General features: G+C 70.9%; 19 protein-coding genes, 3 pseudogenes and 1 riboswitch. Of the genes and pseudogenes, 14 read left to right on the plus strand and 8 right to left on the minus strand.

Translation table 11 applies throughout. The annotated features are described in order from the left end of the window. Positions 1-129 precede the first annotated feature (129 nt). Together BL254_RS15330 and BL254_RS15335 are read right to left on the minus strand one after the other, a co-directional pair. Entirely contained in the window at positions 130-1,179 is a 1,050-nt protein-coding gene (locus BL254_RS15330) for an LLM class F420-dependent oxidoreductase (RefSeq protein ID WP_047224794.1), read from the minus strand. 153 nt (positions 1,180-1,332) lie between these two features. Further along, a complete protein-coding gene (locus tag BL254_RS15335) occupies positions 1,333-1,716 on the minus strand; it encodes a VOC family protein (protein WP_013873475.1) in 384 nt (127 codons plus the stop codon). Positions 1,717-2,188: 472 nt separating this feature from the next. Between BL254_RS15335 and BL254_RS15340 the strand changes: the two genes are divergently transcribed. The 3 genes from BL254_RS15340 (at position 2,189) to BL254_RS15350 (ending at position 5,686) form a co-directional block, all read left to right on the plus strand. Further along, positions 2,189-3,319, plus strand: a complete 1,131-nt coding sequence (locus BL254_RS15340; protein WP_139342335.1) for a hypothetical protein — start codon at positions 2,189-2,191, stop codon at positions 3,317-3,319. 226 nt (positions 3,320-3,545) lie between these two features. Beyond that, on the plus strand, positions 3,546-4,421 hold the full coding sequence (locus tag BL254_RS15345) for a PP2C family protein-serine/threonine phosphatase (protein ID WP_047224797.1): 876 nt from the start codon (positions 3,546-3,548) through the stop codon (positions 4,419-4,421). Between the two features lie 59 nt (positions 4,422-4,480). Next, positions 4,481-5,686, plus strand: a complete 1,206-nt coding sequence (locus BL254_RS15350) for an MASE1 domain-containing protein (protein WP_052914915.1) — start codon at positions 4,481-4,483, stop codon at positions 5,684-5,686. 48 nt (positions 5,687-5,734) lie between these two features. On the opposite strand, the gene BL254_RS15355 is transcribed toward BL254_RS15350, so the two are convergent. Next, complete coding sequence (locus tag BL254_RS15355) at positions 5,735-6,457, minus strand: TetR/AcrR family transcriptional regulator (protein ID WP_083731120.1); 723 nt, start codon at positions 6,455-6,457, stop codon at positions 5,735-5,737. A 586-nt stretch (positions 6,458-7,043) separates the two neighbouring features. Here BL254_RS15355 and BL254_RS15360 point away from each other — a divergent pair. After that, on the plus strand, positions 7,044-8,744 hold the full coding sequence (locus BL254_RS15360; RefSeq protein WP_157180612.1) for a SpoIIE family protein phosphatase: 1,701 nt from the start codon (positions 7,044-7,046) through the stop codon (positions 8,742-8,744). A 283-nt stretch (positions 8,745-9,027) separates the two neighbouring features. On the opposite strand, the gene BL254_RS15365 is transcribed toward BL254_RS15360, so the two are convergent. Together BL254_RS15365 and BL254_RS15370 are read right to left on the minus strand one after the other, a co-directional pair. Next, positions 9,028-10,002, minus strand: a complete 975-nt coding sequence (locus BL254_RS15365) for a hypothetical protein (protein ID WP_076843712.1) — start codon at positions 10,000-10,002, stop codon at positions 9,028-9,030. A gap of 584 nt (positions 10,003-10,586) precedes the next feature. Beyond that, entirely contained in the window at positions 10,587-11,732 is a 1,146-nt protein-coding gene (locus BL254_RS15370) for a HoxN/HupN/NixA family nickel/cobalt transporter (RefSeq protein ID WP_139342336.1), read from the minus strand. Between the two features lie 440 nt (positions 11,733-12,172). Between BL254_RS15370 and BL254_RS15375 the strand changes: the two genes are divergently transcribed. From BL254_RS15375 to BL254_RS28445, 3 genes and pseudogenes are all read left to right on the plus strand, one after another. Beyond that, positions 12,173-12,469 carry a hypothetical protein gene (locus tag BL254_RS15375; protein ID WP_076843714.1) on the plus strand — a complete coding sequence of 99 codons (297 nt, stop codon included), beginning with the start codon at positions 12,173-12,175 and terminating at the stop codon, positions 12,467-12,469. Between the two features lie 171 nt (positions 12,470-12,640). Beyond that, positions 12,641-13,252 carry a superoxide dismutase gene (locus BL254_RS15380; RefSeq protein WP_013873466.1) on the plus strand — a complete coding sequence of 204 codons (612 nt, stop codon included), beginning with the start codon at positions 12,641-12,643 and terminating at the stop codon, positions 13,250-13,252. Positions 13,253-13,487: 235 nt separating this feature from the next. Next, positions 13,488-13,664 (plus strand): annotated as a pseudogene (locus BL254_RS28445) (MFS transporter); the annotation flags it as partial. Between the two features lie 203 nt (positions 13,665-13,867). On the opposite strand, the gene BL254_RS15390 reads toward BL254_RS28445, so the two are convergent. Continuing rightward, entirely contained in the window at positions 13,868-14,302 is a 435-nt protein-coding gene (locus BL254_RS15390; protein WP_047224799.1) for a helix-turn-helix transcriptional regulator, read from the minus strand. A 124-nt stretch (positions 14,303-14,426) separates the two neighbouring features. After that, positions 14,427-14,633: riboswitch (cobalamin riboswitch) on the plus strand. Between the two features lie 190 nt (positions 14,634-14,823). On the opposite strand from BL254_RS15390, the gene BL254_RS15395 reads away from it, so the two are divergent. The 7 genes from BL254_RS15395 to BL254_RS15425 all read left to right on the plus strand — a co-directional run bounded on the left by BL254_RS15395 (position 14,824) and on the right by BL254_RS15425 (position 22,763). Continuing rightward, the gene (locus tag BL254_RS15395) at positions 14,824-16,005 is read left to right on the plus strand and encodes an ABC transporter substrate-binding protein (protein ID WP_076843719.1); all 1,182 of its coding nucleotides are present in this window, start codon (positions 14,824-14,826) and stop codon (positions 16,003-16,005) included. Between the two features lie 62 nt (positions 16,006-16,067). Then, a complete protein-coding gene (locus tag BL254_RS15400) occupies positions 16,068-17,258 on the plus strand; it encodes an iron ABC transporter permease (RefSeq protein ID WP_254858177.1) in 1,191 nt (396 codons plus the stop codon). Then, positions 17,258-19,342, plus strand: coding sequence for an ATP-binding cassette domain-containing protein (locus tag BL254_RS28450; RefSeq protein WP_076843721.1), 2,085 nt, complete (start codon positions 17,258-17,260; stop codon positions 19,340-19,342). Before BL254_RS15400 ends, BL254_RS28450 begins: the two co-directional genes overlap by 1 nt. Further along, complete coding sequence (locus tag BL254_RS15410; protein ID WP_047224801.1) at positions 19,339-19,899, plus strand: hypothetical protein; 561 nt, start codon at positions 19,339-19,341, stop codon at positions 19,897-19,899. Before BL254_RS28450 ends, BL254_RS15410 begins: the two co-directional genes overlap by 4 nt. 232 nt (positions 19,900-20,131) lie before the next feature. Continuing rightward, positions 20,132-20,740 (plus strand): hypothetical protein, encoded by a 609-nt coding sequence (locus BL254_RS15415; protein WP_047224802.1) that lies wholly within the window; start codon positions 20,132-20,134, stop codon positions 20,738-20,740. A gap of 2 nt (positions 20,741-20,742) precedes the next feature. Next, positions 20,743-21,366: a hypothetical protein gene (locus BL254_RS15420; protein ID WP_047224803.1), complete on the plus strand. Its 624-nt coding sequence runs from the start codon at positions 20,743-20,745 to the stop codon at positions 21,364-21,366. A gap of 221 nt (positions 21,367-21,587) precedes the next feature. After that, positions 21,588-22,763, plus strand: coding sequence for a macrolide family glycosyltransferase (locus tag BL254_RS15425; RefSeq protein WP_076843723.1), 1,176 nt, complete (start codon positions 21,588-21,590; stop codon positions 22,761-22,763). A gap of 146 nt (positions 22,764-22,909) precedes the next feature. Here BL254_RS15425 and BL254_RS15430 read toward each other — a convergent pair. Together BL254_RS15430 and BL254_RS15435 are read right to left on the minus strand one after the other, a co-directional pair. Then, a pseudogene (locus tag BL254_RS15430) lies at positions 22,910-23,149 on the minus strand (citrate/2-methylcitrate synthase); the annotation flags it as partial. 33 nt (positions 23,150-23,182) lie between these two features. Next, a pseudogene (locus tag BL254_RS15435) lies at positions 23,183-23,440 on the minus strand (methylisocitrate lyase); the annotation flags it as partial.

Here is a 23,440-nt window from a genome sequence, read left to right on the forward strand (position 1 = left end):
CAACGCGAGAACGCGAGGCCGACCAGCCCCGCGGGCGAGGTGGGCGTGGGCTCCTCCCGGAGCTCACGCCCACCGGCGTGTCACGCCTCCCGCGGCCCCGCCCGCCGCCCGGTCCGTCCTGGTCGACGATCAGTCGATGATCGCGCGTAGCTGTTCGACGGCCTGCACACGCTCGGCGTGCGCGGTCGCCAGCGGCGTCACGTGCAGGGTTGTGACGCCGGCTTCGGCAAAGGCGGCAACCCGCTCCCTGACGTACCCGGGCGGGCCCACCAGCGAGGTGTCCCGGACCAGGTCGTCCGGGATGGCGGCCGCCGCCTCGTCCTTGCGCCCGGCAAGGTAGAGCTCCTGGATGACGTCGGCGGCCTGCTCGTACCCGTACCGGCGGGCCAGGTCGTTGTAGAAGTTCCGGCCCTTCGCGCCCATGCCGCCGATGTAGAGGGCCAGCTGGGCGCGGTATGGCTGCAGCAGCCGCGGATCGTCCTGGTAGCCCTCGCCGATGGCGAGGAACACGCTGGCGGTGATGTCCAGCGGGCCGAGCTCGGGGTCGCGCCTGGCATAGCCCTCCCGCAGGGCGCTCCCCCACGCGTTGTCGGCCCTGTCCGGATGGAAGAACACCGGCAGCCATCCCTCCGCGATCTCGGCGGCCAGCGCCACGTTACGCGGGCCGATCGCGGCCAGAACGATCGGGATCCGGGGTCGGAGCGGACGATTTATGATCTTCAACGGCTTGCCGAGTCCGCTGCCCTGGCCTTCTGGCAGCGGGACCTGGTAGTACCTGCCCTTGTACACCACGGGTTCCCGCCGCCATACCTGGCGGCAGATGTCTATCACCTCGCGGGTGCGGCCCAGCGGCGCGTCGTAGAGGACACCGTGGAAGCCCTCGATCACCTGTGGCCCGGACGCGCCGAGCCCGAGCCAGAACCGCCCCCCGGAGACGAAGTCCAGGCCCGCGGCGGTCATCGCGGTCAGCGTCGGGGTACGGGTGTAGAGCTGCAGGATGGCGGAGGCGATCTCCAGCCGGCTGGTCCGCGCCGCGATGAAGCCGAGCTGGCTGACCGCGTCAAAGGTGTACGCCTCGGCGACCGAGACGATGTCGAGCCCGGCCTTCTCGAAATCCTCGAGCTCGGCGACGGCCTCCGTGAAACCACTGCTGTAACTCAGCGTCATGCCGATCCGCATTGCTCTCCCCAGTCCGGTCCGCAATAACAGTCACGACTGACCGGACGATACCGCTGGGGACCGGCCCGAGACAGAACTTCCACGGCGGTCGGCAGTCGGCGGCCGGCCAGCCGCTCCGCCCGTTCTCCGCCTGCCGCTGGCGCGGCCGGGCCGTCAGGTCGCGCTGCCGTAGGGACGGGTGAGGATCTCCAGCAGGTGGCCGTCCGGATCCTGGAAGTAGACCCCGCGCCCACCGCTGCCGTGGTTGATCTCTCCCGGCCGGCTGCGGCCCGGGTCGGCCCAGTAGCGGATGCCGCGCTCGCGGATCCGCCCGAAGATCTCGTCGAACTCCGTCTCACCGATGAGGAAGGCGTAGTGCTGCGGGGTGACCGCGCCCTTCGTCTCGGCGAAGTCGAGGCTCACGCCGTTGTCGGCCGTGACCACGAGGAAGTGCCCGAACGGGACTGGGGCCGCCAGCCCGAGGATGTCGGCGAGGAAGGCGGCCGACGCACTCCTGTCGTGCGCCGCCACGATGGTGTGGTTGAGCTGTACGGTCATGCCAGCGTCCCTCCTGTTCCGTTCCGTTCGCCTGTGCGATGCCGCACCTGTTCTCCCGGCTGTCGCGGTGGGCGGACGCGGACGCCGCGCGCCGGCGGGCGATCACGCCATGGCGGGCCGCCGGTCGGCACGGCGAGCGCCTCCGACGCCGCCGCGGGGCATGTCGGGAAAGGCATGACAGCAGCCTGCAACTTCAACCGCACTTCAGGTCAACAGAGGACGGCGCGGAAGGTTTCGGCCGCCCGGCCGTCGTCACCCGGCCGGCCRTCGTCTCCCAACCGTCATATCCATGTTGTTGTCTCCCAGGTTGCTGTCTCCCAGCCGTTGTTTTCCGAACCTCTCCCAGGCGCGCGGCCTCCCGGGTGCGGCCGGCCGTCCGGGCCACCGCCAGCACCGTGGTCCGTCAGGATCCGGGGATGGGGAAGCGGCCGGGCGGATGGCGCGGGCCGCGCCGGCGGCCAGGGAGCGGGGCATGAGCAGCGGCACGGATGACACGGGCCACCGGGACGGCACGGCGACGACGGGCGCCGTGCCGGGTGYGGCAGTGGGCATCACGATGGGTGCTGTGATAGGGGATGTGATGGGGGATGGTGAGCAGCGGGTGCTCATCGGTGACCTGTCAGTGGTCGTCGTCCCCGGCCGTACCGTCGACCTGCGCGAGCTGCCGCCGTACAGCATCGCGCTGGACGGGGTCGTGCAGGGCCCGGCTCTCGACCTGAGCGCCCGCCGGCTGAGTTTCGACCACCACGGCGCCTGCATCCGGCTGGTGACCACGGCGACCTGCCGACAGGTCGCCGACGCGCTGCTGCTCGGGCTGGAGCCCCGGCGTTACACCGCCTATGTCAACGATCTCGACGCGGACACCGCGCTGGCCGTGGCGCTGCTGGCCCACCCGGGCTGGCTGGCGGCGGCCTCGCCAGTGCGCGGGCCGGTGCGGCGGCTGGTCGAGGCGGTCGCCGGGCGGGACGCGCACGGCCCCGCCTACCCGGTGGCCGAACCGGGCCTGCTCGCCGCGTTCGCCGCCCGGGTGCCCCTGCCCTCCCGAGCCGACGCCGGCAGGGGCAACGCCGCGCGGATGGCCGCCGACCTCGGCCGCTGCGTGGCGGCGATCGCCGAGCTGACCCGCGGTCTCGCCGGCACCGAACCGGGCGATCACACCGGCCTGGGCGATCCGGCCGACACGAGTGATCCGGTCCGGGCGGGTGGCCAGGCCGATGCGGATGATCCGGCCGGCCGGCGGCGGCCGGCGGCGTCGTTCCGGATCACCCATGTCGGGACGGGATGGGTGATGGCGACCAGCGACACCGACGCCTTCGACCGGGTGTACGAGGCGGGGCATGCCCGGGCGGTGATGTGGCGGCCGTTGCCCGACGGCTCGACCGCGTACACCGTGGGACGGCGCAGCGACCTGGTGGACGGCTTCCCGGTCGGGCCGGCCGAGGCGCCGGGGACGATCCTTGGCGCGCTCGCCGCGCGGGAGCCTGGCTGGGGCGGGGGCAGCTCGATCGGCGGGGCGCCCAGGCGTCCCGATGGCTCCCGCAGCTCACTGCACCCGGACGCGGTCTTCACGATCGTCGAGGCGGCCGTCACCGCGGCCGGCTGACCCGCGGGCCGGGGACGAGCACGCGGCCCGGGGAACGGGCGGCCCGGAGAATCCGGCAGCGCACCGGGAGCGGGAGGCGCCCCCCGCCCTGCCAGCGGCTGCCATCGGGCTGCCACGGGAGGGCGTACCGGGCAGGCCTGTGCCGAAGAAGGCATGCTCCGAAAAGGCCGACATGTTGTGGGACGGTTACCATGACCTACGGTCGAACCGACTTCCCGGAGCGGGTATGGCACCTCGGCGTCACTTCAGCCCTGAACCAGGGGACGACGAGCTGTCGCAGACCCTGGTGCAGCTCGCCGGCGAGGTGCTCGAGCGGATCAAACTCCAGCAGGTCCGGGTGGAGCTGGCCATGGCGCTCCAGCGCCACATCCTGCCGGTCGAGCTGCCGGTGGTGCCGGGGCTGCGGACCGCGGCGTGCTACGTCCCGGCCCGTCCCGGGCTGGACGTCGGCGGCGACTGGTACGACGCCTTCATGATGCCGGGTGGGACGGTCGGCATCGTCATCGGTGACGTGCAGGGCCATGACGTGGAGGCCGCCGCCTTCGTGGGTCAGGTTCGCATCGGGCTGCGCGCCGTCACTGGTGTCACCACCGATCCGGGAGAGGTCCTCGCCCGGATCAACGACCTGTTGGTGTCGCTGGGCTCCGGCCTGTTCGTGACGTGCACCTTCCTGCGCTTCGACCCGGCGTCCGGCGAGCTGGCGGATGCGCGCGCCGGCCATGTCCCGGCGGTCTGGGCCACCGCCGACGGCAGGTGCGAGACGGTGCTGGACGACGGTGGTCTGCCGCTGGGGATGTTCCCCGCCCAGCGGTATCCGGTGACCCGCCGCCTGCTGACCGGGACAGGAGCCTTCGTCCTGCTGACCGACGGGGTCGTGGAGGGGCCGGCCTTCCCGCTCGAGCGGGGGCTGGAGCGGGTGGTGCACGTCGTCCGCGGCGGCTGYGAGGCCGACCCGGACGTCCTGGCCACCAAAGTGATCGACGTCGCGGACCTGACCGGCCACTGCGACGACGCCGCGGTGCTCGTCCTGCGCCACGACGAGCAGGCCCGCGGCCCGCGGCAGGCGGCCCTGGCACCGTGCCGGCCGCGGGTGACGATGTGACCTCGCTCACACCCATGTGATCTCGTTCACACAAAGCACCGGGTAGCGTCGTAACAACCATGGCGGTCGACGAACGACTCCGGCAGTGGCTCCGTCAGGGTCTTCACCGGCGCCTTCGGCAACGCACCGTCTCCGGGCGCATCGTCCCGCGACGCGTCATCACTCACTGTGTCTCCGCCCAACGTGTTATCGCCCTGTGCGTTGCCTTCACCCTGCGCACCTGTGCGATCACGGCGTCCTACTACGCCGCCGCCAGGGCGGGGCTGCTGCTGGAGCTGGCGCACAGACAGGTCACGCCGCTGTGGCCGCCGACCGGTATCGCCGTGGTCTGTCTGCTGCTGCTGGGCCTGCGCATGTGGCCGGGGGTGGCGTTGGGGGCCTTCCTCGTCAACCTGTCGCTCGGCTCGTCCGTGCTGGTGGCCCTTGGTATCTCCGTGGGAAACACGCTGGCCCCCGTCACAGCCTGTCTGCTTCTTCGCCGTAGCGGTTTCCGGCCGGAGCTGGACCGGCTGCGCGACGCCCTGGCGCTGGTGTTCCTCGGCGCCCTGGCCGGAATGCTGGTCAGCGCCACCGGGGGCACCGGAGTTCTCACGCTCGCCGGTGCCGTACCGACGGACGCGTTCTGGTCGACGTGGTCGGTGTGGTGGACCGGCGATGCCATGGGCGTCCTCGTCGTCGTGCCCTTCCTGCTCGTCCTGCGCCGGATCCGGTGCCCGCGGGGCGCGGGCCCGCACCGATGGCTCCGATGGTTTGAGGCCGGGGCGATGCTGACGGTCACGGCCGTGGTCACGCTGGTGGCGACGAGAGGCACCGTCAGCCTGCTCTTCATCGTCTCCCCGGTCCTGATCTGGGCGGCGTTCCGTTTCCAGCTGGCCGGCGCCGCGCCGTGCGCGCTGCTCGTCTCCGTAATCACGATTTCCGCGGCGGCGGACGACGCCGGCCCGTTCCGCGGCCACGAGCTGTCCACCCGGATGCTTACCCTGCAGGCCTTCAACGGGACCACCGCGTTGATCGCGCTGTCCCTGTCGGCGCTGGTCACCGAACGGAACCGGACGCATCAGCGGATCGTGCGGGTCTGCCAGGAGCTCACCGAGGCGGTGGCCCGGCTCACCCCCGCTGACAGCGCGCCGGACACACTCGCCGTCCGCCGCCGGCCGCTGGAAAAGCCGGAAAGGGAAAGGACGGAAAAGACGGCCGATCCGGAAAGGAGCCCGCCCTCCCCTTTCGCACGGGCCAGCCGTCCGGCCGGACCGCCGCAGCCGTGACCCGGCCAACCGGGTCCTGGTACCCGACCGGGCAGGTCGCCGGAGGCCTCACAGGCCGAGCAGTTGGCGAGCCATCTGCTTCCACTGGGGCAGATGCGGGTCGCTCGCCGCCGTGCGCGGATCGAACCCGTAGGTCATCGCGGCCCCGCGCATGCTCGTCATCAGCAGCTCCCGCACCTGCGGGAAGGTCTCCCGGGACGCCAGCGCCGGGCCGAACGCTCCCTCGGCGGCGGTGCGGATCGCCGCCCCCAGCCGGCGCTCGGCGGGGGCCAGYGCCTCCCGCAGGGCCTCGTTGGTGCGGGCCGCCGTCCACAGTTCCATCGCCGCCCAGAAGTACGGCTGGTGGAAGGTGAACCACATCATCTCCACGGCCCGGTCGAGGCGGGCGGCGCCGTCGGGCAGTTCGTCCAGCAGCTTGCCGAAGTGCTCCCAGGTGGTGGTCAGCCGGGTCGTCACGAGGTGCTGGGTGGCCGCGACCAGCAGCACCTCCCGGGACGGGAAGTGGTGCAGCAGCCGACCCCGGGACACCCCGGCCTCCGCCTGGATCACCAGGGTGGTGGTGCCGGCGTACCCGTACCGCACCAGGCAGTCGACCGTCGCGTCGAGGATGCGCTGGCGGCTGTCCAGGGTGCGCTCCCGGTGGGTGCGCTGGCCGCCGCGGGCCGCCGGGCCCGGTGCCGCCGTGGCACCAGCGCCCGGGCCCGCGCTCTGCCGCGTGGGTTCGGCGCCGTCGGCGGCGGCTGCCCGGGAAGTGGGCCGGGATGGGGGCATGTACCGGACACTACCGCCCACCGGCCGTTTGACAGTCAGACCTGACCGCTACCCGGGCTGACCGGGGGCGGACAGCGAGCAGGAGGAGCACAGCCGCCCGCAGACGACAAAAACCATACATCGCTAGGATTACGGCAGTCCGACCCCGACCCGTCGACGAACCTCTGTTTTCCACCCGCTTCCGCCCGCTCCAGCGCCCCGCTCCAGCAGGCCCGGGAAGGATCCCGATGGGCGGTTACCCGCTCTTCTGGCCACCGAGCGGGCCGAACGGGCGGCACCGCCGACCAAGCACCGACCCCGGTCCCGGTCGACCGATCCGAAGGAGCCCCCGTGCGTACCGGACGTACACGCAGGACACGCCCCCGGCCGCGTTGCGCGCTGCGCCTCCGGCCGCGTGACCGCTCGGTTCGGACAGCTGGGAATATCCCGGTGGGAGCCGCCGGTGAATCGGCCGGGAAACCATATCGGATGGTATTCTGCGGCGTCGCCCCATGAGCCGGGCGTGTGCTCCTTCACCACGATACGGAGGCCTGGCATCGGGATCGTGTTTCATGCGACGTAGCTGGAATGTGCCATGGATCTGATAATGACCGGACAGCAGCAGAACCCGCACGATCTGTATCTGCTCTATGCGGCTGCCAAACGCATCGGCCGCTCACTGGACGTCGACCACACGGCCCAGGACCTGGCCGAGGTCCTCGTCCCCGCCCTCGGCGATGTGGCCACGGTCGATCTCAGTGACGCCGTGCGGGCCGGCGACGAGCCGCCGAAAACATTCGGCGGTGGGCAGCTGCGCCTGCGGCGTGTCGCCGCGGTCCGTCACCATGGTTCCTGGCATCCCGGATTCATCCGGACGGGCATGCCGGTCCCACCGTTCCCGGACGGGTTTGAAATCCGCAGCCTGCAGCGCGGCAAGGTTCTGATGGCCACCAACCGGGCGGAGGTCGTTCCCTACGCGGGCGATTTCACGGACGCGATGATCCCGCTGGACGCACATTCGGGGATGAGCGCACCCCTGTACGTCCGCGGCCTGCTGTTCGGGATCGTCAGCGTGTGGCGGACCGGTTCGACCCCGGTCTTCGACCGGGACGACCGCAAGCTGCTGCGGGAGATCGCCTCCCGTGCCGAGCTGAGCATCGACAACGCCCGCCGGTACACCCGCGAGCGCCGCGCGGCCATCGCGCTGCAGCGGGCCCTGCTGCCCCAGGCGAGGACCGACACCACCGCGGCCGAGACCGCCGGCAGGTACGTCCCGGCCGACCGCGGCCGCCAGGTGGGCGGCGACTGGTACGACGTCATCCCGCTGTCCTCACTGCGGGTGGCCTTCGTCGTCGGTGACGTCATCGGGCACGGCCTGCCCGCCAGCGCCACCATGGGACGGCTGCGCACCGCCGTGCAGACCCTGGCCGATCTCGACCTCGAGCCCGGCGAGCTGCTCGCCCACCTCGACGACCTCGTGCAGCGTCTCGCCAGTGAGGCCGACCCGGCCCGGCGGGACACGGTGGGCGCGACCTGCGTCTACGCGGTGTACGACCCGGTCGCCGGCCGCTGCGCGATCGCCAGCGCCGGGCACCCGCCGCCGGCCGTGGTGACGCCGGAGGGCAAGGTCGACTTCGTCGACGTCACCCCCGGGCCGCCGCTCGGCGTGGGCGGGATGCCCTTCGAGGTCACCGAGATCGCGCTGGCGCCCGGCAGCGTTCTCGCCCTGTACACCGACGGCCTGCTCAACCGGCACGACCGCGACGTCACCCAGGGAATGGACTGGCTCCACGAGCGTCTGGAATCACTCTACGAAATCGAACGGTCTCTGGACGACATCGGCCGGGAGCTCCTCGGCGACGTCTCCTCGGCCCCGCCCGCGGACGACATCGTCATGCTGCTCGCCCGTACCCGTACCGTGGTGCCCGAGGCCGTCGTCGAGTGGGAGTTTCCCGCCGACGCGTCCGTGGTCGCCGAGGTCCGCAACCTCACGACCCGGCAGCTGGCCGCCTGGGGCCTGGACACCCTGTCCTTCAGCACGGAACTGGTCGTCAGCGAGCTGATCACCAACGCCATCCGGTACGCGCAGGGCCCGATCAGGGTCCGGCTGATCCGCGACGACCTGCTCGTCTGCGAGGTCTCGGACGCCAGCTTCACCCAGCCGCGGCTGTGCTATGCCCGCAGCACCGACGAGGGCGGCCGTGGCCTGTTCCTGGTGGCCCAGATGACCCGACGGTGGGGCAGCCGCTACAGCCGCCTGGGCAAGACCATCTGGACCGAGCAGCCGACGCACCCGACGTACAAATAGGGCTTTCAGGCGTGAGCAGGGCGTCAGGATGTGCCTGGCGGATGTTCGACCGCGCGGGCGGCGTCCACATCGGCTGTCGACCACCATCCGTCGGACACGCCCTGGACGGGGACGTCCGGGGCCGCGGCCCGCGAACTGTGCGCGCACGCGAACAGGCGGCGGGCTGCGCTGGTATCCGGACCGGCTCTGTCACCGGATCTCGAATCCCCGCTTGGCACCGCCGCCGCAGGTCCCGCTCGCATCCCGTCGCGATCAGCGACCGGGTGTGTGTTCGGACCCCGTGCTATCCGGGCAGCAGGCTGGCCGGATCGAAGTTCTCGTCCCAGTAGTGCGGCCGGACGACCGGCACACCGAGCGCCTCGAAGACGGTGTTGTCCTCCCAGTAGGTCGACTCAAGGATGATCTTTCCCTCGGAGTCGAACTGGTGGAACGTCGAGCCGACGGTCTCCAGCGTCTTGCCGCTGGTGGGCAGGCCGCGGTAGGTCGTGGCCCCCTCGATCCGGACGTTCCAGTGGATGAGGCCGTAGCTGTCGTTGGCCCCGCCGAACCACGCGGTGGGGGTGAAGGTGTAGGTGCCGTTCTCCCCGCTGGCGATCCCGCCCAGCCGCTCCACGAGGGTCTCGCGGTCGGTGACCGTGTCGTCGAGGTGGTCGTCGACCTTGGTCCACTCGACGGTGAAGTAGTCGGCGTACAGGTCGGYCAGGGCGGCCGTGTCGCTGCCGAGGGCGGCGGCCCACCGCTGGGCGTGCTCCAGGCCACTGGCCGCCCGGGTGAAGGKGGCGCCGCCGGAGGTCTTCACCACGGCGGGCTTGGTGCCGGTCAGGCTCTTGGTGGGGCTGACGGGCCCGACCGCACGCAGCACCGCGGACGCGTCCCACCAGGAGGACTCGCGGGTGATCAGGCCCTGCTCGTTGTAGATGTGGAAGGTGTGGCCCTGGGTACCGAACGGCTTGCCCGCGACGTCCAGGCCGAGGAAGACCGCGGCGTGCTCGGGGCTCCACTCCCAGCGGAGCAGACCCACCCGCTCGTCGCCGATGTAGGAACGAATCCGGAAGTTGTGGATGCCGATGCCGTTCTCCGGGTCCTTGTTCGCGTACGGGCCGAAAACGCGGTGCAGGTCCGGCTTGTTGTTGATGTTGTACTGGTCAAGCATCACGTCTTCGAAGATGAAACCGTCGTCGGCGTAGAGCTTGGAGACTGCCTCAGCGCTCTCCCGGAACGCCTTCAGCCACTTGATCCCGAAATTGTAGTGCGCCACGATTTCTCCTTGTCCTTGCACGAGCCTTCGCAAAGCCGGAACAAAACTTCAGGACTCCGAAATATCAACCTTCCCGGGAAGCACCAGCCTTCCCGGGAAATGTCAGCCCACCCGGGGGAACAGATAACAACAGCCCGCCACAGCAGCCGGCAGGACCCGGCCGACGCGTTCCGGCCGGGGTCGACACGAGCCGGCCGGCCGCCCGGACGAACAGGCCTCCGCCGACTGGACCCGTCGCGTCACACCGACGACCACAAACGCCCTGACCACCCGGTCCTCCACGTCGTCCGCCCGCGGTACCCCGCACGTTCGCCCTGCACGGAACAGATCCTCGTCCGCCGAAATCATTCTTTACACAGCCGAAGACGATATTCCGGGAGAGCGTGGCCCGCATCACCCTCTGGGATGAAGTCCGTCCGGCTGCGGGATGACCTGCCCGCCGCGCCCAGCTGCCGCGCCCAGCTGCCGAACCTGCCCGCCGAGCCACTCGTCGAGCCCGCCCGGCCGGCGGGCGCGTGCGCGGATGCGGGCAGGCTCAGCCGTTGCCGGGACGGCGGGCGTGCCGGGCGCGCGGCCGGCCAAGGTCAGCCCGCGGGCTCGGCCTGTCGGGCGTGCTCACCGCCGTCGGCGGACCACTTCTCCTCGATGCGCCCGTACTTCCACACCAGCAGCGCAACCGCCCAGGTGAGGACGAACAGGGCGACGACGAAGTAGCCGAGCAGGTTGAGGTCCAGGCCGCTGACCCAGTCCCAGAAACCGCCGGTGAGGCTCGCCTTCTCGGCGAGGATGCCGAGCAGTTCCACGGTGCCGATGAGGAAGGCGACCGCGACCGACAGCCCGGTGATCATAATGTTGTAGTAGACCTTGCGGACGGGCCTGGAGAACGCCCAGCCGTAGGCGAAGTTCATGAACGACCCGTCGATCGTGTCCAGCAGGCTCATGCCCGCGGCGAACAGGATCGGCAGCACGAGGATGGCGTACCAGGGCAGCCCGGCCCCGGCGGCCCCGGCGGCCAGGAACAGCAGCGCGACCTCGGTGGCGGTGTCGAAGCCGAGACCGAACAGGACGCCCAGCGGGTACATCTGCCACGGCCTGGTGATCGCCCTGGTGACGCGGCCGAGCAGCCGGTTCATCAGGCCGCGGGAGTTCAGCTGCTCCTCGAGGGCGGCCTCGTCGTACCGCCCGCGCCGCATCTCCCGGAACACCCTCAGGATCCCGAGCAGGACGCCGAAGTTGATCGCGGCGATGAGGTAGAGGAAGCCACCGGAGACGGTGGTGCCGATCCAGCCGGTGACGGCGTGCAGGGTGGAGCCGYCGTCCTCGACCTGCCCGGCCAGCGAACGTATCCCGATGCCGAACAGGAACGCCAGCGCGAAGACGATCGTGGAGTGGCCGAGGGAGAAGAAGAACCCGACCGACAGCGGCCGCTGGCCGTCGGTCATCAGCTTGCGGGTGGTGTTGTCGATCGCGGCGATGTGGTCGGCGTCGAAGGCGTGGCGCAGCCCCAGGGTGTAGGCGGTGACCCCGAGGCCGATGCCGAACACCTGGCCGTCGGCGCCGAAGTGGTAGTGCCGCGGGGCGACGATCGCGATCAGAGCGAACCAGCCGATCACATGCAGCCCGATGATGACGCCGGCCATGCCGGCCACGCTCGCCCACTCCCGTGGGCCGAGCGCCCGGCGGATGCGGGTGAACCGTGCCGTGGGCGAGGTGTCGACCTGGGCGGCCATGGCGGAATCCTTCCTGGCGGAGGGCCCCGGCAGCGCCGACGGGGGTGGATGCGCCTGCGGACGTTAACCATCCCCACCGCCTCCTGCAAGAGATTTGCAGGAGATAATAGATTGCATGGTGCCGCCATCGTCCGGTCGTTCGTCATCGACGTGACGCGTGGGACGCAACGGAGCGCGGCGGAACGTAGCGGAGGCCGTCACGGGAGCCTCAGCACGGTCACGAGGAGGCGGCACACCCGGCGACGAGGCCGGCTCCGATCGGTGCATATAGCAAATTATTACCTATAGTTACAAATGGGAAACATGCGACGATTGTCCTCCCGCCGGGGACAGYCACGGTTACAGGTTCATTGCAAGTACTTCACGATGACGTTCGTAACAGCGCCCGTGGACGCCGCGACAGGCATCGTTGTAGACAGCGCTGACGACAAGGAGTAGCGATGCGTGACATCGGGAGCGGCCCCGGAGGATGCCTGCCGGTGGCAATCGAGGTCATGACCGCCTACACCGACTCGGCCGACGACCCCGGCTTCTTCTGGACCAGTGTCCAACGGGTCATGGCCGACGGCGCCGACCGCGCGGACCCCGCGGCGGCCGTGGCCGAACTCGTCCTCGGCCTGTCCACGCTGTGCGGCATCACCCTCGACCACCTGGCCGAGCGCGCCGGTCCGGACAGCGGGCCCYGCGACGTGCTCGCCGCGATCCAGCGGGCCTACGTCGCCGAGCCGCCGCCCTGACCGGCCACCCGGTCACCCGGTCAACGGCCCTGCGCACGCATCCCGGCCAGCCAGGCGCCCGTGGAGCGCCGGGTACCGCGTAGCGTCAGGCCCCAAGGACCAGGAGCGGATCCACAGCGTTCTGTCCCGCACATATCCCATATCTCACCGTGATGAGAGGACTCCACACCCGTGGCGACCTACGCACTGCCCGACCTGCCCTACGACTACGCCGCTCTCGAGCCGTCGATCAGCGGCGAGATCCTGGAACTGCACCACGACAAGCACCACGCCGCCTACGTCGCCGGCGCCAACACCACCCTCGACAAGCTCGCCGAAGCCCGTGACAAGGGCGACTTCGCCGCCATCGTCGGCCTGGAGAAGACGCTCGCGTTCAACGTCTCCGGTCACGTCCTGCACTCGCTCTACTGGCAGAACCTCTCCCCCGACGGCGGCGACAAGCCCGACGGCGCCCTCGCCGACGCCGTCGCCAACGACTTCGGCTCGTTCGACGCGTTCAAGGCCCAGCTCACCGCCGCCACCAGCACGATCCAGGGCTCCGGCTGGGGTGTGCTGTCCTACGAGCCCGTCGCCGACCGGCTCCTGATCGAGCAGGTCTACGACCACCAGGGCAACGTCGGCATCGGCAGCACCCCGCTGCTGGTCTTCGACGCCTGGGAGCACGCCTTCTACCTCCAGTACAAGAACGTCAAGGCCGACTACGTCACCGCCCTGTGGAACATCGTCAACTGGGCCGACGTCGCGGCCCGCTACACCGCGGCCCGGCAGTCCCGCCAGGGCTGACCCGGCCGTGGCCGGCCGGCTGGTGACCACCGCTGCCGGCCGGCAGCGTCCCGGGCCGCGGGCCACCGCACGGGCCGCCTCATCGGTACCGCCRGGCGCCTGCCGCCACCGGTACCGATGAGGCCGCGCAACCTGGGGGCTGACGAGGCGGCCAGGGCCGCGAAAAACGCACCACCGTCAGGCCGCGTCGCTGTACCGCGACGCGGCCTTCGTGCGGTTCTGGTGCGCGCGCACGGTGTCGCTGTCCGGCAGCGCGGTGCCGGCCGTCCTGCTGCCGATACTCGTCTTCCAGACCAGCGGATCCGCGGCGTGGACGGCGGCGCTCACCGCCGTGGAGGCACTGCCCTACCTGCTGTTCGGGCTGGTCGCCGGCGCCCTCGCCGACCGGGTCGACCGCCGGCGGCTGATGGTCGGCTGCGATCTCGCGAACGCCGCGCTGCTGGCCTCGGTCCCGCTGGCCGACATGCTCGGTGTCGTCTGGCCGGCGGTGGCCGGGCTGCTGGCAGGGTCTCCGCATCCGGCGGACCGGGCCCTGGCGATCAGTCCGCGGGCAAACGCATCAGGAGCTTTCGCAGCCCTGATCGCGACGGGCCTGTCACCCCGAGAGGCAGGCGCTCAGCCCGTCGGGGGCACCGGCGCCGACGGATGCGCTTCCTCGTCGAAGCCGTCCGGGTGCGCGATGCCGTTGTGCGCGAGAGCGGGGGCGGGATGGACGCCGTCCAGCAGATCGACAATGCTGCTGTCACTGAGGGTGTAGCGGATGACACGTCCGTCCCGGTGCGGGGAGACGACGGCGTGGTAGCGGAGAATACGTAACGCCTGCGAGACCGCTGTGTCGTTCATGCCCACTCCGGCCGCCAGGTCGGAGACGGAGATCGGGCCGGCGTGACGGACCGCGAGCAGGATCGCGAGGCGTCCCGGGTCCGCGAGGATCGCGAACCGTGCCGCCCAGTGCTGGATGCGGGCCCGGTCCGCCACCGCGCCCGCGGCATCGCAGGCCCGGTCGCCGTCGATCACCTTGGCCGACCGGCCCGGCGCGATGCGGTGCATGGATCTCATACTCCCATCGACGGCCGCCACCCACGCCTCGCCCCGCGCGGCCCTGCCACCTGACCTGCCACCTGGCTGGTCATCCGTTCAATGGCTGGTCATCTGCTCAGATGTCAATTCTTGCAGGTGTTTGCTCTGGATGGGTAGCCTGATCCGGCCGTGGCGTTCGGGAAGCCGGTGGAGTACCGGCGCGGCCCTCGCCACTGTGATCGGGAAGTCTTCGGCCCTGTCCGCGGCGCAGCGGAGGTCACTGGGCRTCACATGCCTGGGAAGGCCGGCCGAAGGCGCGGACCCGTCAGCCAGGAGACCGGCCACGGCACCGGAAAGACCCATTCCACGAGGTGCTGGAGAGGCGGTCGGTGTACGTGGTGCCCGCACGTGCCGTCATGCGTACTGTCAGAATCTGTAGTACCGCCAGAAGCTGTGCCGCCAGCATTCCCGGCGGACCGCGGGCGCGGCGCCGACATCGCCGGTGGCAGCCTGATCGCCAGCGACAGCCGGATCGCCGGTGGCAGCCGGCCGTGCTGCTCGGCATCGCGGCCCTGGTCGCTTTCCTGGCCGGATGCGGCGACGGCGCCCGCTCGGCAGGGAGCGTGGCAGCCGACGACCGGGGCTGCATCAGCCGGTTCAGCCCGGACGTCGACTACTTCCCGGTCAAGTCCACGTTCACCCACGCCAGAAACGTGACGATCACCTACCACGGAAGTTACGAGATCCTGACGGTCAACCAGCCGTACCCGGGCGGGAAACCGGAGTCCTACGTACTCGTGCGGTGCGGTGCGCCGGCACCGGCGCTCACCGGTGCGCTGGCGGACGCGCCGCGGGTCGAGGTGCCGATCCGCAGCCTGTACTCGGCGTCCACCACCCATCTGCCGCTGCTGACCGACCTCGGCCGGGCCGAGGTCCTGACCGGGGTGGCGAACGCGGCGAGCGTCGTCGACGCCGGGATCCGCGGGCGGATCGCCGACGGGAAGGTCGTCGAGTACGCCGGTGGCGGGCAGATCGACGTGGAGAAGGTCGTCACCGCCCAGCCGGACGTGCTGATGACGGGCGGCACGGACACACCGCAGTACCCGGCGATCCGCAGGGCCGGCGGCACCGTCCTGGCGAACGCCGAATGGCTGGAGGGTGATCCGCTGGGACGGGCCGAATGGATCAAGGTGATGGCCGCGCTCACCGGCGACGAGGAGAAGGCCGCGAAGGTCTTCGAGCAGATCACCACGGACTACACCGCGATCGCGGCCCGGGCAAGGGCCGCCGGCGGGCCGCCGGTGCGGGTCCTGCCCGGGTCGATGTACCAGGGCACCTGGTACATGCCCGCGGGCGGCAGCTACGTCGGCAAACTCCTCGCGGACGCCGGGGCCGTCTACCCGTGGGCCGACAGCCGGGACACCGGCAGCCTGGAGCTGAGCTTCGAGGCGGTGTACGCCAGGGGCGGGGACGCCCCGGTCTGGCTCACCGACGGCGAGTGGACGACGATCGGCGAGGCGGTCGCGGCCGACTCCCGCTACGGCACCCTCGCCGCCGTCCGCGGCGGGCGGGTGTGGTCGAACACCCTCGCCATCGGGCCCGGCGGCGGCAACGACTACTGGGAACGCGGTGTCACCCGCCCCGACCTGGTTCTCGGCGACCTCGTCGCGATCCTGCACCCGGACGCCGTGCCAGGGCACCGTTTCGCCTTCTACCGGCAGCTGCCCGCATGACCACGGCAGCCACCCGCACGAACGACACGGCAACGACGGCTGCGGCCACAACGACGGCCACAATGACGGGGGCCACAATGACGGCGGCCACGGCAGCGCCGCCCGTGCTCGGCCCACCGGCGTTCGGCCTGCCCCGGCAGACGCTTCCCCCGTCCGCGCGGCCCGGCGGCGACGCGCCGGACAGAGACGCGGACGGGGGCACCGCCGGGCGGCGCGGGCGACGGCGGGCCGGCGTGCTCGCCGGGCTTGCCACCGCCACCCTGGTGATGTTCGTGCTCGCGGTCGCCGTGGGGTCGGTCGCGGTCCCCCTGAGCGAGACCGCGCGGGTGCTGGTGGGAGCCGAACCGCACGATCCGCGCTGGACGGTCGTGATCGCCCAGGTCCGGCTCCCCCGCGCCGTCACCGCGGCGCTCGCGGGCGCGGCGCTGGGCGCGGCGGGACTGCAGATGCAGACGCTCTTCCGCAACCCGCTGGCCGACCCCTACTCGCTGGGGGTCAGCGCGGGCGCGAGCCTCGGGGTGGCTCTCGTCGTCGCCGGTGTCGGCGGCTCCGGGGCGACGTTCACCGCGGGCGCGGCGGGCACCGGACGGGCCGGGGTGATCGTCGCCGGCGCGGCCGGCGCGGCGGTGGTCCTCGTCGCCGTCCTCACCCTGGCCCGCTGGGTCCGTTCGGTCGTCACCCTGCTCGTCATCGGGGTGGTGCTCGGCGCCGCGGTCAGCTCGCTGGTCAGCCTGCTGCTGACCTGGACCTCCCCGCAGCGGGCCATCCAGTACTGGACGTGGTCGCTGGGAAGTTTCTCGGGCACCTCCACCGACGACCTGATGGTGTTCGCCCCGACGATCGGCCTGGGGCTGGCCGCCGGCATGGCCTCGGTGAAGCCGCTCAACGCCCTGCTGCTCGGGGAGAACTACGCCCGCACGGCAGGCGTACGGGTACGGTGGGTACGCACCGTCACGCTGATGGGCACCTCGGTGCTCGCCGGCACCGTGACCGCGTTCTGCGGGCCGGTCGCCTTCCTGGGGATCGCCGTCCCGCATATCGCCCGCCGGCTGCTGGGGACGTCCGACCACCGGCTGCTGCTGCCCGCGTCGGTGCTCACCGGCGCCCTGGTGGCGCTGGCCTGCTCGACCGCGGCCCAACTGYCCGGCACCGGCCTGGTGCTTCCGATCAACGTGGTGACCTCCCTGGTCGGCGCCCCCGTCGTCATCGCCGTGCTGCTGCGCGCCCGGCCGGCCGCCGCGGGGATCACCTGATGGCCCGCCCGGCTGATCACCTGACGACACACCCGTCCGACGGTGCCCGCGACGGGCTGCGCCTGACCGGCCTCACCGTCGGTTACCGGCAGGGGCGCACCGCCCGGCCGGTGCTGACCGGCCTGACCGCGCACGCCCGCCGCGGCGACCTCACCGTGCTGCTGGGGCCCAACGGCGCGGGCAAGTCCACCCTGCTGCGCACCCTCGCCGGGCTCCAGCCACCGCTGGCCGGCGGCGTCACCCTCGACGGCGTCGACCTGACCGGCCTCGGCCCGCTGGAGCGGGCGCGGCGGATCGGCACGGTACTCACCGACCAGGTCGACGTCCCGCTGCTCACCGCCGGCGAACTCGTCGGCCTGGGCCGGCACCCCCACACCGGGCTCACCGGCGCCCTTACCGCCCGTGACCGGGTGGTCGTCGACTGGGCGCTCACCGTGGTCGCGGCCGGCCCGCTCGCCGGCCGGCCCGTCGACGAGCTCTCCGACGGGGAACGGCAGCGCGTCCTCATCGCCCGCGCGCTCGCCCAGCAGCCCACGCTGCTGCTGCTCGACGAGCCGAGCGCCTACCTCGACGTGACCGCCCGCGTCGCGGTCACCGCCCTGCTGCGCGCCCTGGCCCGTGACCACGACCTCGCCGTCGTCGTCTCCACTCACGACCTCGAGCTCGCCCTGCGGGTCGCGGACATGGTCTGGCTGCTCGACCGCGACCGGACGCTGCACGCCGGCACCCCTGAGCACCTCACCCTCACCGGCCGGCTCGCCGCCGCCTTCGACACCGACGGCCTGCGCTTCGACCCCGTGACCGCCACGTTCGCCCCTGACCCGCCCGCGGTCGGGACCGCCCGCGTCATCACCGCGGGCCGTGCGTCCGTTCCCGACGTTCCCGGCCCCGACGCTTCCGTTCCCGATGTCCCCGTTCCCGATGCGGCGCGGGGGGCGCTCGAACGGGCTCTGCGCCGGGAGGGCTGGCGGCTGTCCCCGACCGGGCCGGTCGACATCGAGGTCACCGCCCTGCCCAGCGGGGAATATCTGGCCATGGCCGCGGGCAGCCGGAGCACGCTGGCGACAGTCGCCGACGCCGCCGCCTGGATGCGCGCCCACGCCCACGACCGGGCGCGCCACCCCTGGCCGCTGCGGCGCGCCGACCCCGCGGCGCTCGCCACCGCCCTGCGCAAGCTGGCCGACATCGGCCCCTACTTCGCGCTCGATCTCGCCGGCCCCAGCAACACCGCAGGCCCCACCGGCCCCGCCAACGCCGGCGGCCCCAGCGACACCGCTCCCCTCGCCGGCGTCACCGGGCCTGCCGACACCACCAGCACCACCCGTCCCGCCGACCCCACCGGCTCCGCCTGCACTGCCGGCTCTGTCGGCTCCGCTGTCACACCGGCGGAGGTCTTCTCCCCGGTGACGCGGCTCTACCAGGCCGGCGAGCCTCTCGCCGCCGCCGTTGAACAGCTCGCCGCCCGCATGGGCACGGCCGAGGCGCGGGTCGCCGCCTCCACCCTGTTCCTGGGCTACGCCGCCCGCATCTGGTCGATCGTGCTCGGCTGCTGGGCTGTCAGCGGGCTCGTCCCGGACCTGCCCGCCGACCAGTTGCACGCCACGACCACCGACGGCACGCCCACCCACCTGCGGGTCGCGGACCCGCGGGGATGGCACCCGCAGGGCACCATCGACCCACGCTCCCTGGCCACCCTGATGATCGACGTTGTGGTCGACGGCCACCTGCGCCCGCTGGCCGACGCCGTCCGTGCCACCACCGGGGTCGCGGCCGGTCTGCTGTGGGGCAACACCGCCTCCGCCCTCGTCGGTGCCGTCCGCGTCCTGACCCGCTACACCGGGGCCGGCGGGGCCGGGCCCGCCCGCGACACCCTGCCACTGGCCGCCCAGCTCCTGGCGCTTCCGCCGCTGGCAGGCAGCACCCACCACATCGTCGCCTCCGACGGGCGGCTCCAGCTCGGCTCCGTGACCCGCCGCAGCTGCTGCCTCTACTACCGCACTCCCGGAGGCGGCACCTGCGGGGACTGCCCGCTCACCGGCGCACCCGCCGCCACCCGAGCCGCCACCCGAACGGAGCCGCTATGACCACCGCCGTCCCCTACCAGCTCGTCGACGAACCCGGCAACGGCATCCTGCACCTGTTCCGGGTGCCCACCGAGGAGGCGACCCTCCGCGCCATCATCACCGACCTGTTCACCGACTACTGGCGGCAGATCGGCTTCGGGGTCATCGTCCAGGGCGCAGCCTGGGAGATCGCCGCGCCGCATCCCCCGACGAGCATCACCATGTACGACGGGTACCTCACCGTCGACTTCGGCCGCTGGCACTTCCACCTGTGYATCGGCCAGCACACCGCCAGCGGCCCCGAACTCGGCCGTATCCGCCGCTGCGCCCGCGCCGAGCTCTACCGCCGCGTCACCCCGGCGGGCGCTCCCATCAGCCGGGGATTCCGCATGTTCAACGCCATCGACGAGCAGATGATGACCGTGCTGCTCCCCAACCCCTTCCTCACCGACAGCCAGCAGATACGCGCCGTCCCCGACTTCAGCCGGCTGGCTGCCTGGGACCACCTGCGCGCCACCTACCTCGGCCTCCCACCCGACCCGCTCGACCGCACCGCCACCGGTTTCCAGCATGACTGACCAGCCCACCTTCTTCTCCCATGCCTGTCCGCCGCCTCACGCAAGGCCCCATGAGCGCCCGGGCATGGTTCGGATCATTCTTGTCGACGGTGCGCCGGGAAGCCGAGGCCTCCTAGAGCCCACAGTTCTCACGGAGAGTGTTTCCACTGGCAGTAAGAGTGATCTAGTTGACGAAACATGATCCACTTAGGTTATCTTAAGTTAATAGTTAAGCTTTTCTGAAGGAGGATGCGTGTCCCGGCGAACAGCCCTTCTCGCGCTGCCCGTCTCCCTACTGCTCGGCCTCACCGCCTGCTCCGACGACTCGACGACCGACGCCACGACGACATCCCCGGGACACCCGGTCAGCACCTCGACCGCCTCCACCGCGGTGCCGGAGGGCGTGGTCGAGCAGTACACGACGCTCGCCCAGGAAATCCGCTCCGAGGGAGGAGAAGTCCAGACCGGGCCGTGGCGGATCGCCTATATTGTCGAGCCCGCCGAAAGCTGGTACGAGGGCAACAGCGGGCAACAGGTGCTCCGCAAGCCCGCCGCCGGCGAGACGCACCACATCGAGATCATCTCCATCGAGGCGGCCACCGGCCGGATCGTGCCGAACATACCGATCACACTCGCGGTCGTCGACGACAAGGGCACGGTCGTGGACGAGAAGGCACTCAACTTCTACTACGCCGAGTTCTTCCACTACGCGAACAACTTCACAGTCCCGCAGGACGGCAGCTACACGCTGCGCGCGACAGTCGGGATACCGACCTTCTTCCGGCACGGTGAGGAAGGTCATACGCCAGCGTTGGCCAGCGGCGCGACTGCCACCTTCACCGACGTCACACTCAAGCACTGATCATGGTCGATGGTAAGGGGACGGCTCCCGAGCAGCTCATCTCCCTAGCCGCGGACCCGCGACCCGTCCCGGCCCTGATCATCACCCAGGCCTCCCCACCCGACGGCGGAGTTCTGCCACGGTGGGTCCGTTTCCTCGCGGCTGGGATGATCCTCATCCTCGGGTGGGCGGCGGCCGTCTGGACCGCCACCCACGTCACCGCCGACCCGGCCCTGCACACCGCCGCCCTGTTCGTTCATCTCGCCTCACTCGTGGCCGGGTTCGGCGCGGTCCTCGCCATCGACTTCTTCGCGCTGTTGTGGCTGTTCGGCCGGCGCGGCTTCCCGGACGTCATCCGGGTGGCGGACGGCCTGCATCTGCTGATCTGGGCCGGGCTGACGGGGCTCGTGCTCAGCGGTGTCCTGCTGCATCCCGACCTGTCCACGCCGATGACGCGGGTAAAGATCGGGCTGGTACTCCTCATCGCGCTCAACGGCCTGCATATCCAGGCGGTCCAGCACCGCCTGGAACGGTCCGCCGCCATTGCGTCCCGGATGCTCCTGGCCCGATCGGTGATCAGTAACCTGCTGTCCCAGGCCGGATGGTGGGGTGCGATGGGCATCGGCTATCTCAACAGCCAGAACTGACCGGTCGTCGCAATAACCCGGGCCACGGCGGCCCGGGCTCGGAACAGGTTAAGGTCAGGCACATGGCTCAGGTTCAGATCTACGGCTGACACCGGCGGGGACGGCATCGCTGCTTCCCGCCCCGCGGACCGGTGTGTGTCCCACGGCAGGCTGTGCCGTCACGGGCCGCACACCGGTCTGTCGTGTCCCTTTATCCGTAGACCTGAATCGAGTGATTTTCCATGTCCCGTCACCGCGCCCATGTCGCGATGGTCGGTATTCCCGCCGTCAGTCACGTCCTCCCGAGCATCGAGATCGTCCGCGAGCTGGTGAACCGCGGCCACCGGGTGACATACGCCAATGATCCGGCCGTGGTCGACCTGGTCACAGCCACCGGCGCCGAATTCGTCCCGTACGCCTCCGGGCTGCCGGTCGCCGACAACAACTGGCCGGACGATCCCATCGCCGCGATGCACCTCTTCCTCGACGACGCCGTCCAGGCACTCCCGYGGCTACACGCCGCCTACGACCGCGACCGCGCCGACCTGTACCTCTACGACATCGGCGCCTACGCCGCCCGGGCCCTTGCCGAGGCGCAGGGCCGCCCCCTCCTGCAGCTCTCACCGACTTTCGTGGCCTGGAAGGGCTACGAGCAGGACGTCACGACGCAGCTGTGGCAACTGCCCGGCGCCGACGCGTACCGGGCGAAGTTCACCCGCTGGCTCGCCGGGTGCGGAGCGTCCACCACGGACATGGACGCCTTCGCCGGCCGTCCGCCGCGGGCTCTGGCGCTGATCCCCAGAGCCATGCAGCCGCATGCGGACCAGGTCGACACCGACACGGTGACGTTTGTCGGCCCCTGTTTCGGCCCACGGACGGAACAGAATGGCTGGACGCGTCCGGCTGATGCCGAGAACGTGCTGCTGGTCTCCCTTGGCTCGGCGTACACGCGGCAGCCGGAGTTCTACCGTCAGTGCCTGGCGGCATACGGCGACATGCCCGGCTGGCACGTCGTCCTCCAGATCGGGAAGCACACGGACCCCGGGGAACTCGGCGCCGTCCCGTCCAATACGGAAGTGCACCCCTGGGTTCCTCAACTGGCGATTCTCGAGCAGGCCGACGCCTTCGTCACCCACGCGGGAATGGGTGGCAGCGGCGAAGGGCTGTTCACCGGAACACCCATGATCGCCGTCCCGCAGGCCGCCGAACAGTTCACCAACGCGGACCGGCTTGTCGAACTGGGTGTGGCCCGCCGCGTCGACACCTCGCAGGCCACCTCCGCGGTTCTGCGGGCCACCCTGACCGAACTTGTCACCGATCCCGAGACCGCCCGCCGTTCGGCGCAACTGCGCGCCGAGGTACGAGCCGAAGGCGGCACCGTGCGAGCCGCCGACCTCGTCGAGAACATGCTGGGCTGACCACCAGGCTCTCGCGGCGTCCTGAACCGTCTTCCTGTCGCACCTGGGGAAGCTGGAGATCATCCGGAAATGATCAGGCTGATCGGGCTGGTTCCGGCGGTGCGGTCGACAGGTCGCACCGCCGGAAGGACCCCGCCGGCGCGATGGTCGATGCCACGCCGGGCGCGTTCGGACCCGGTGAAGCCGCGCAGCTGTTCGGTCGTGGGAAGCTCGCCGTGCCAGATGAGGTAGGCGACCTCCTCGAAGGAACATTCGGCGGCAAGCTGCTGTACCGGATATCCGCGATAGGTCAGCGAACTGGTCTCGGGTCTGACCATCGAAACGGCGGTCGTGTCGACGACGACTCCGGCCAGACCCTTGCGCACCGAAGGTTCAGTGGTGGTCATGACGACGTCCGTCCAGACGAAGGCGCCGGATACTCAGATCCGGAAGTTGAAGATGTTCGTGTCGAAGGCGTTGTAACCGGGATAGTCGAGGAGTTCGTAGAGGCGTGCGCGCGTCTGCATCCGGTCGACGAGGCCGGCCTGGGTGCCGTCGGCGCGAATGCGGCGCAGCCCGTCCTCGACGRCACCCATCGCCAGGCGCAGGAGGGTGACGGGATAGATGACCACGCTCACACCGGCGGATTCCAGCGTGTCGGTGGTGAGGAGTTCGCTTTTGCCGAACTCGGTCATGTT

The organism is Protofrankia sp. BMG5.30, assembly GCF_001983005.1.
Classification (GTDB): domain Bacteria; phylum Actinomycetota; class Actinomycetes; order Frankiales; family Frankiaceae; genus Protofrankia; species Protofrankia coriariae.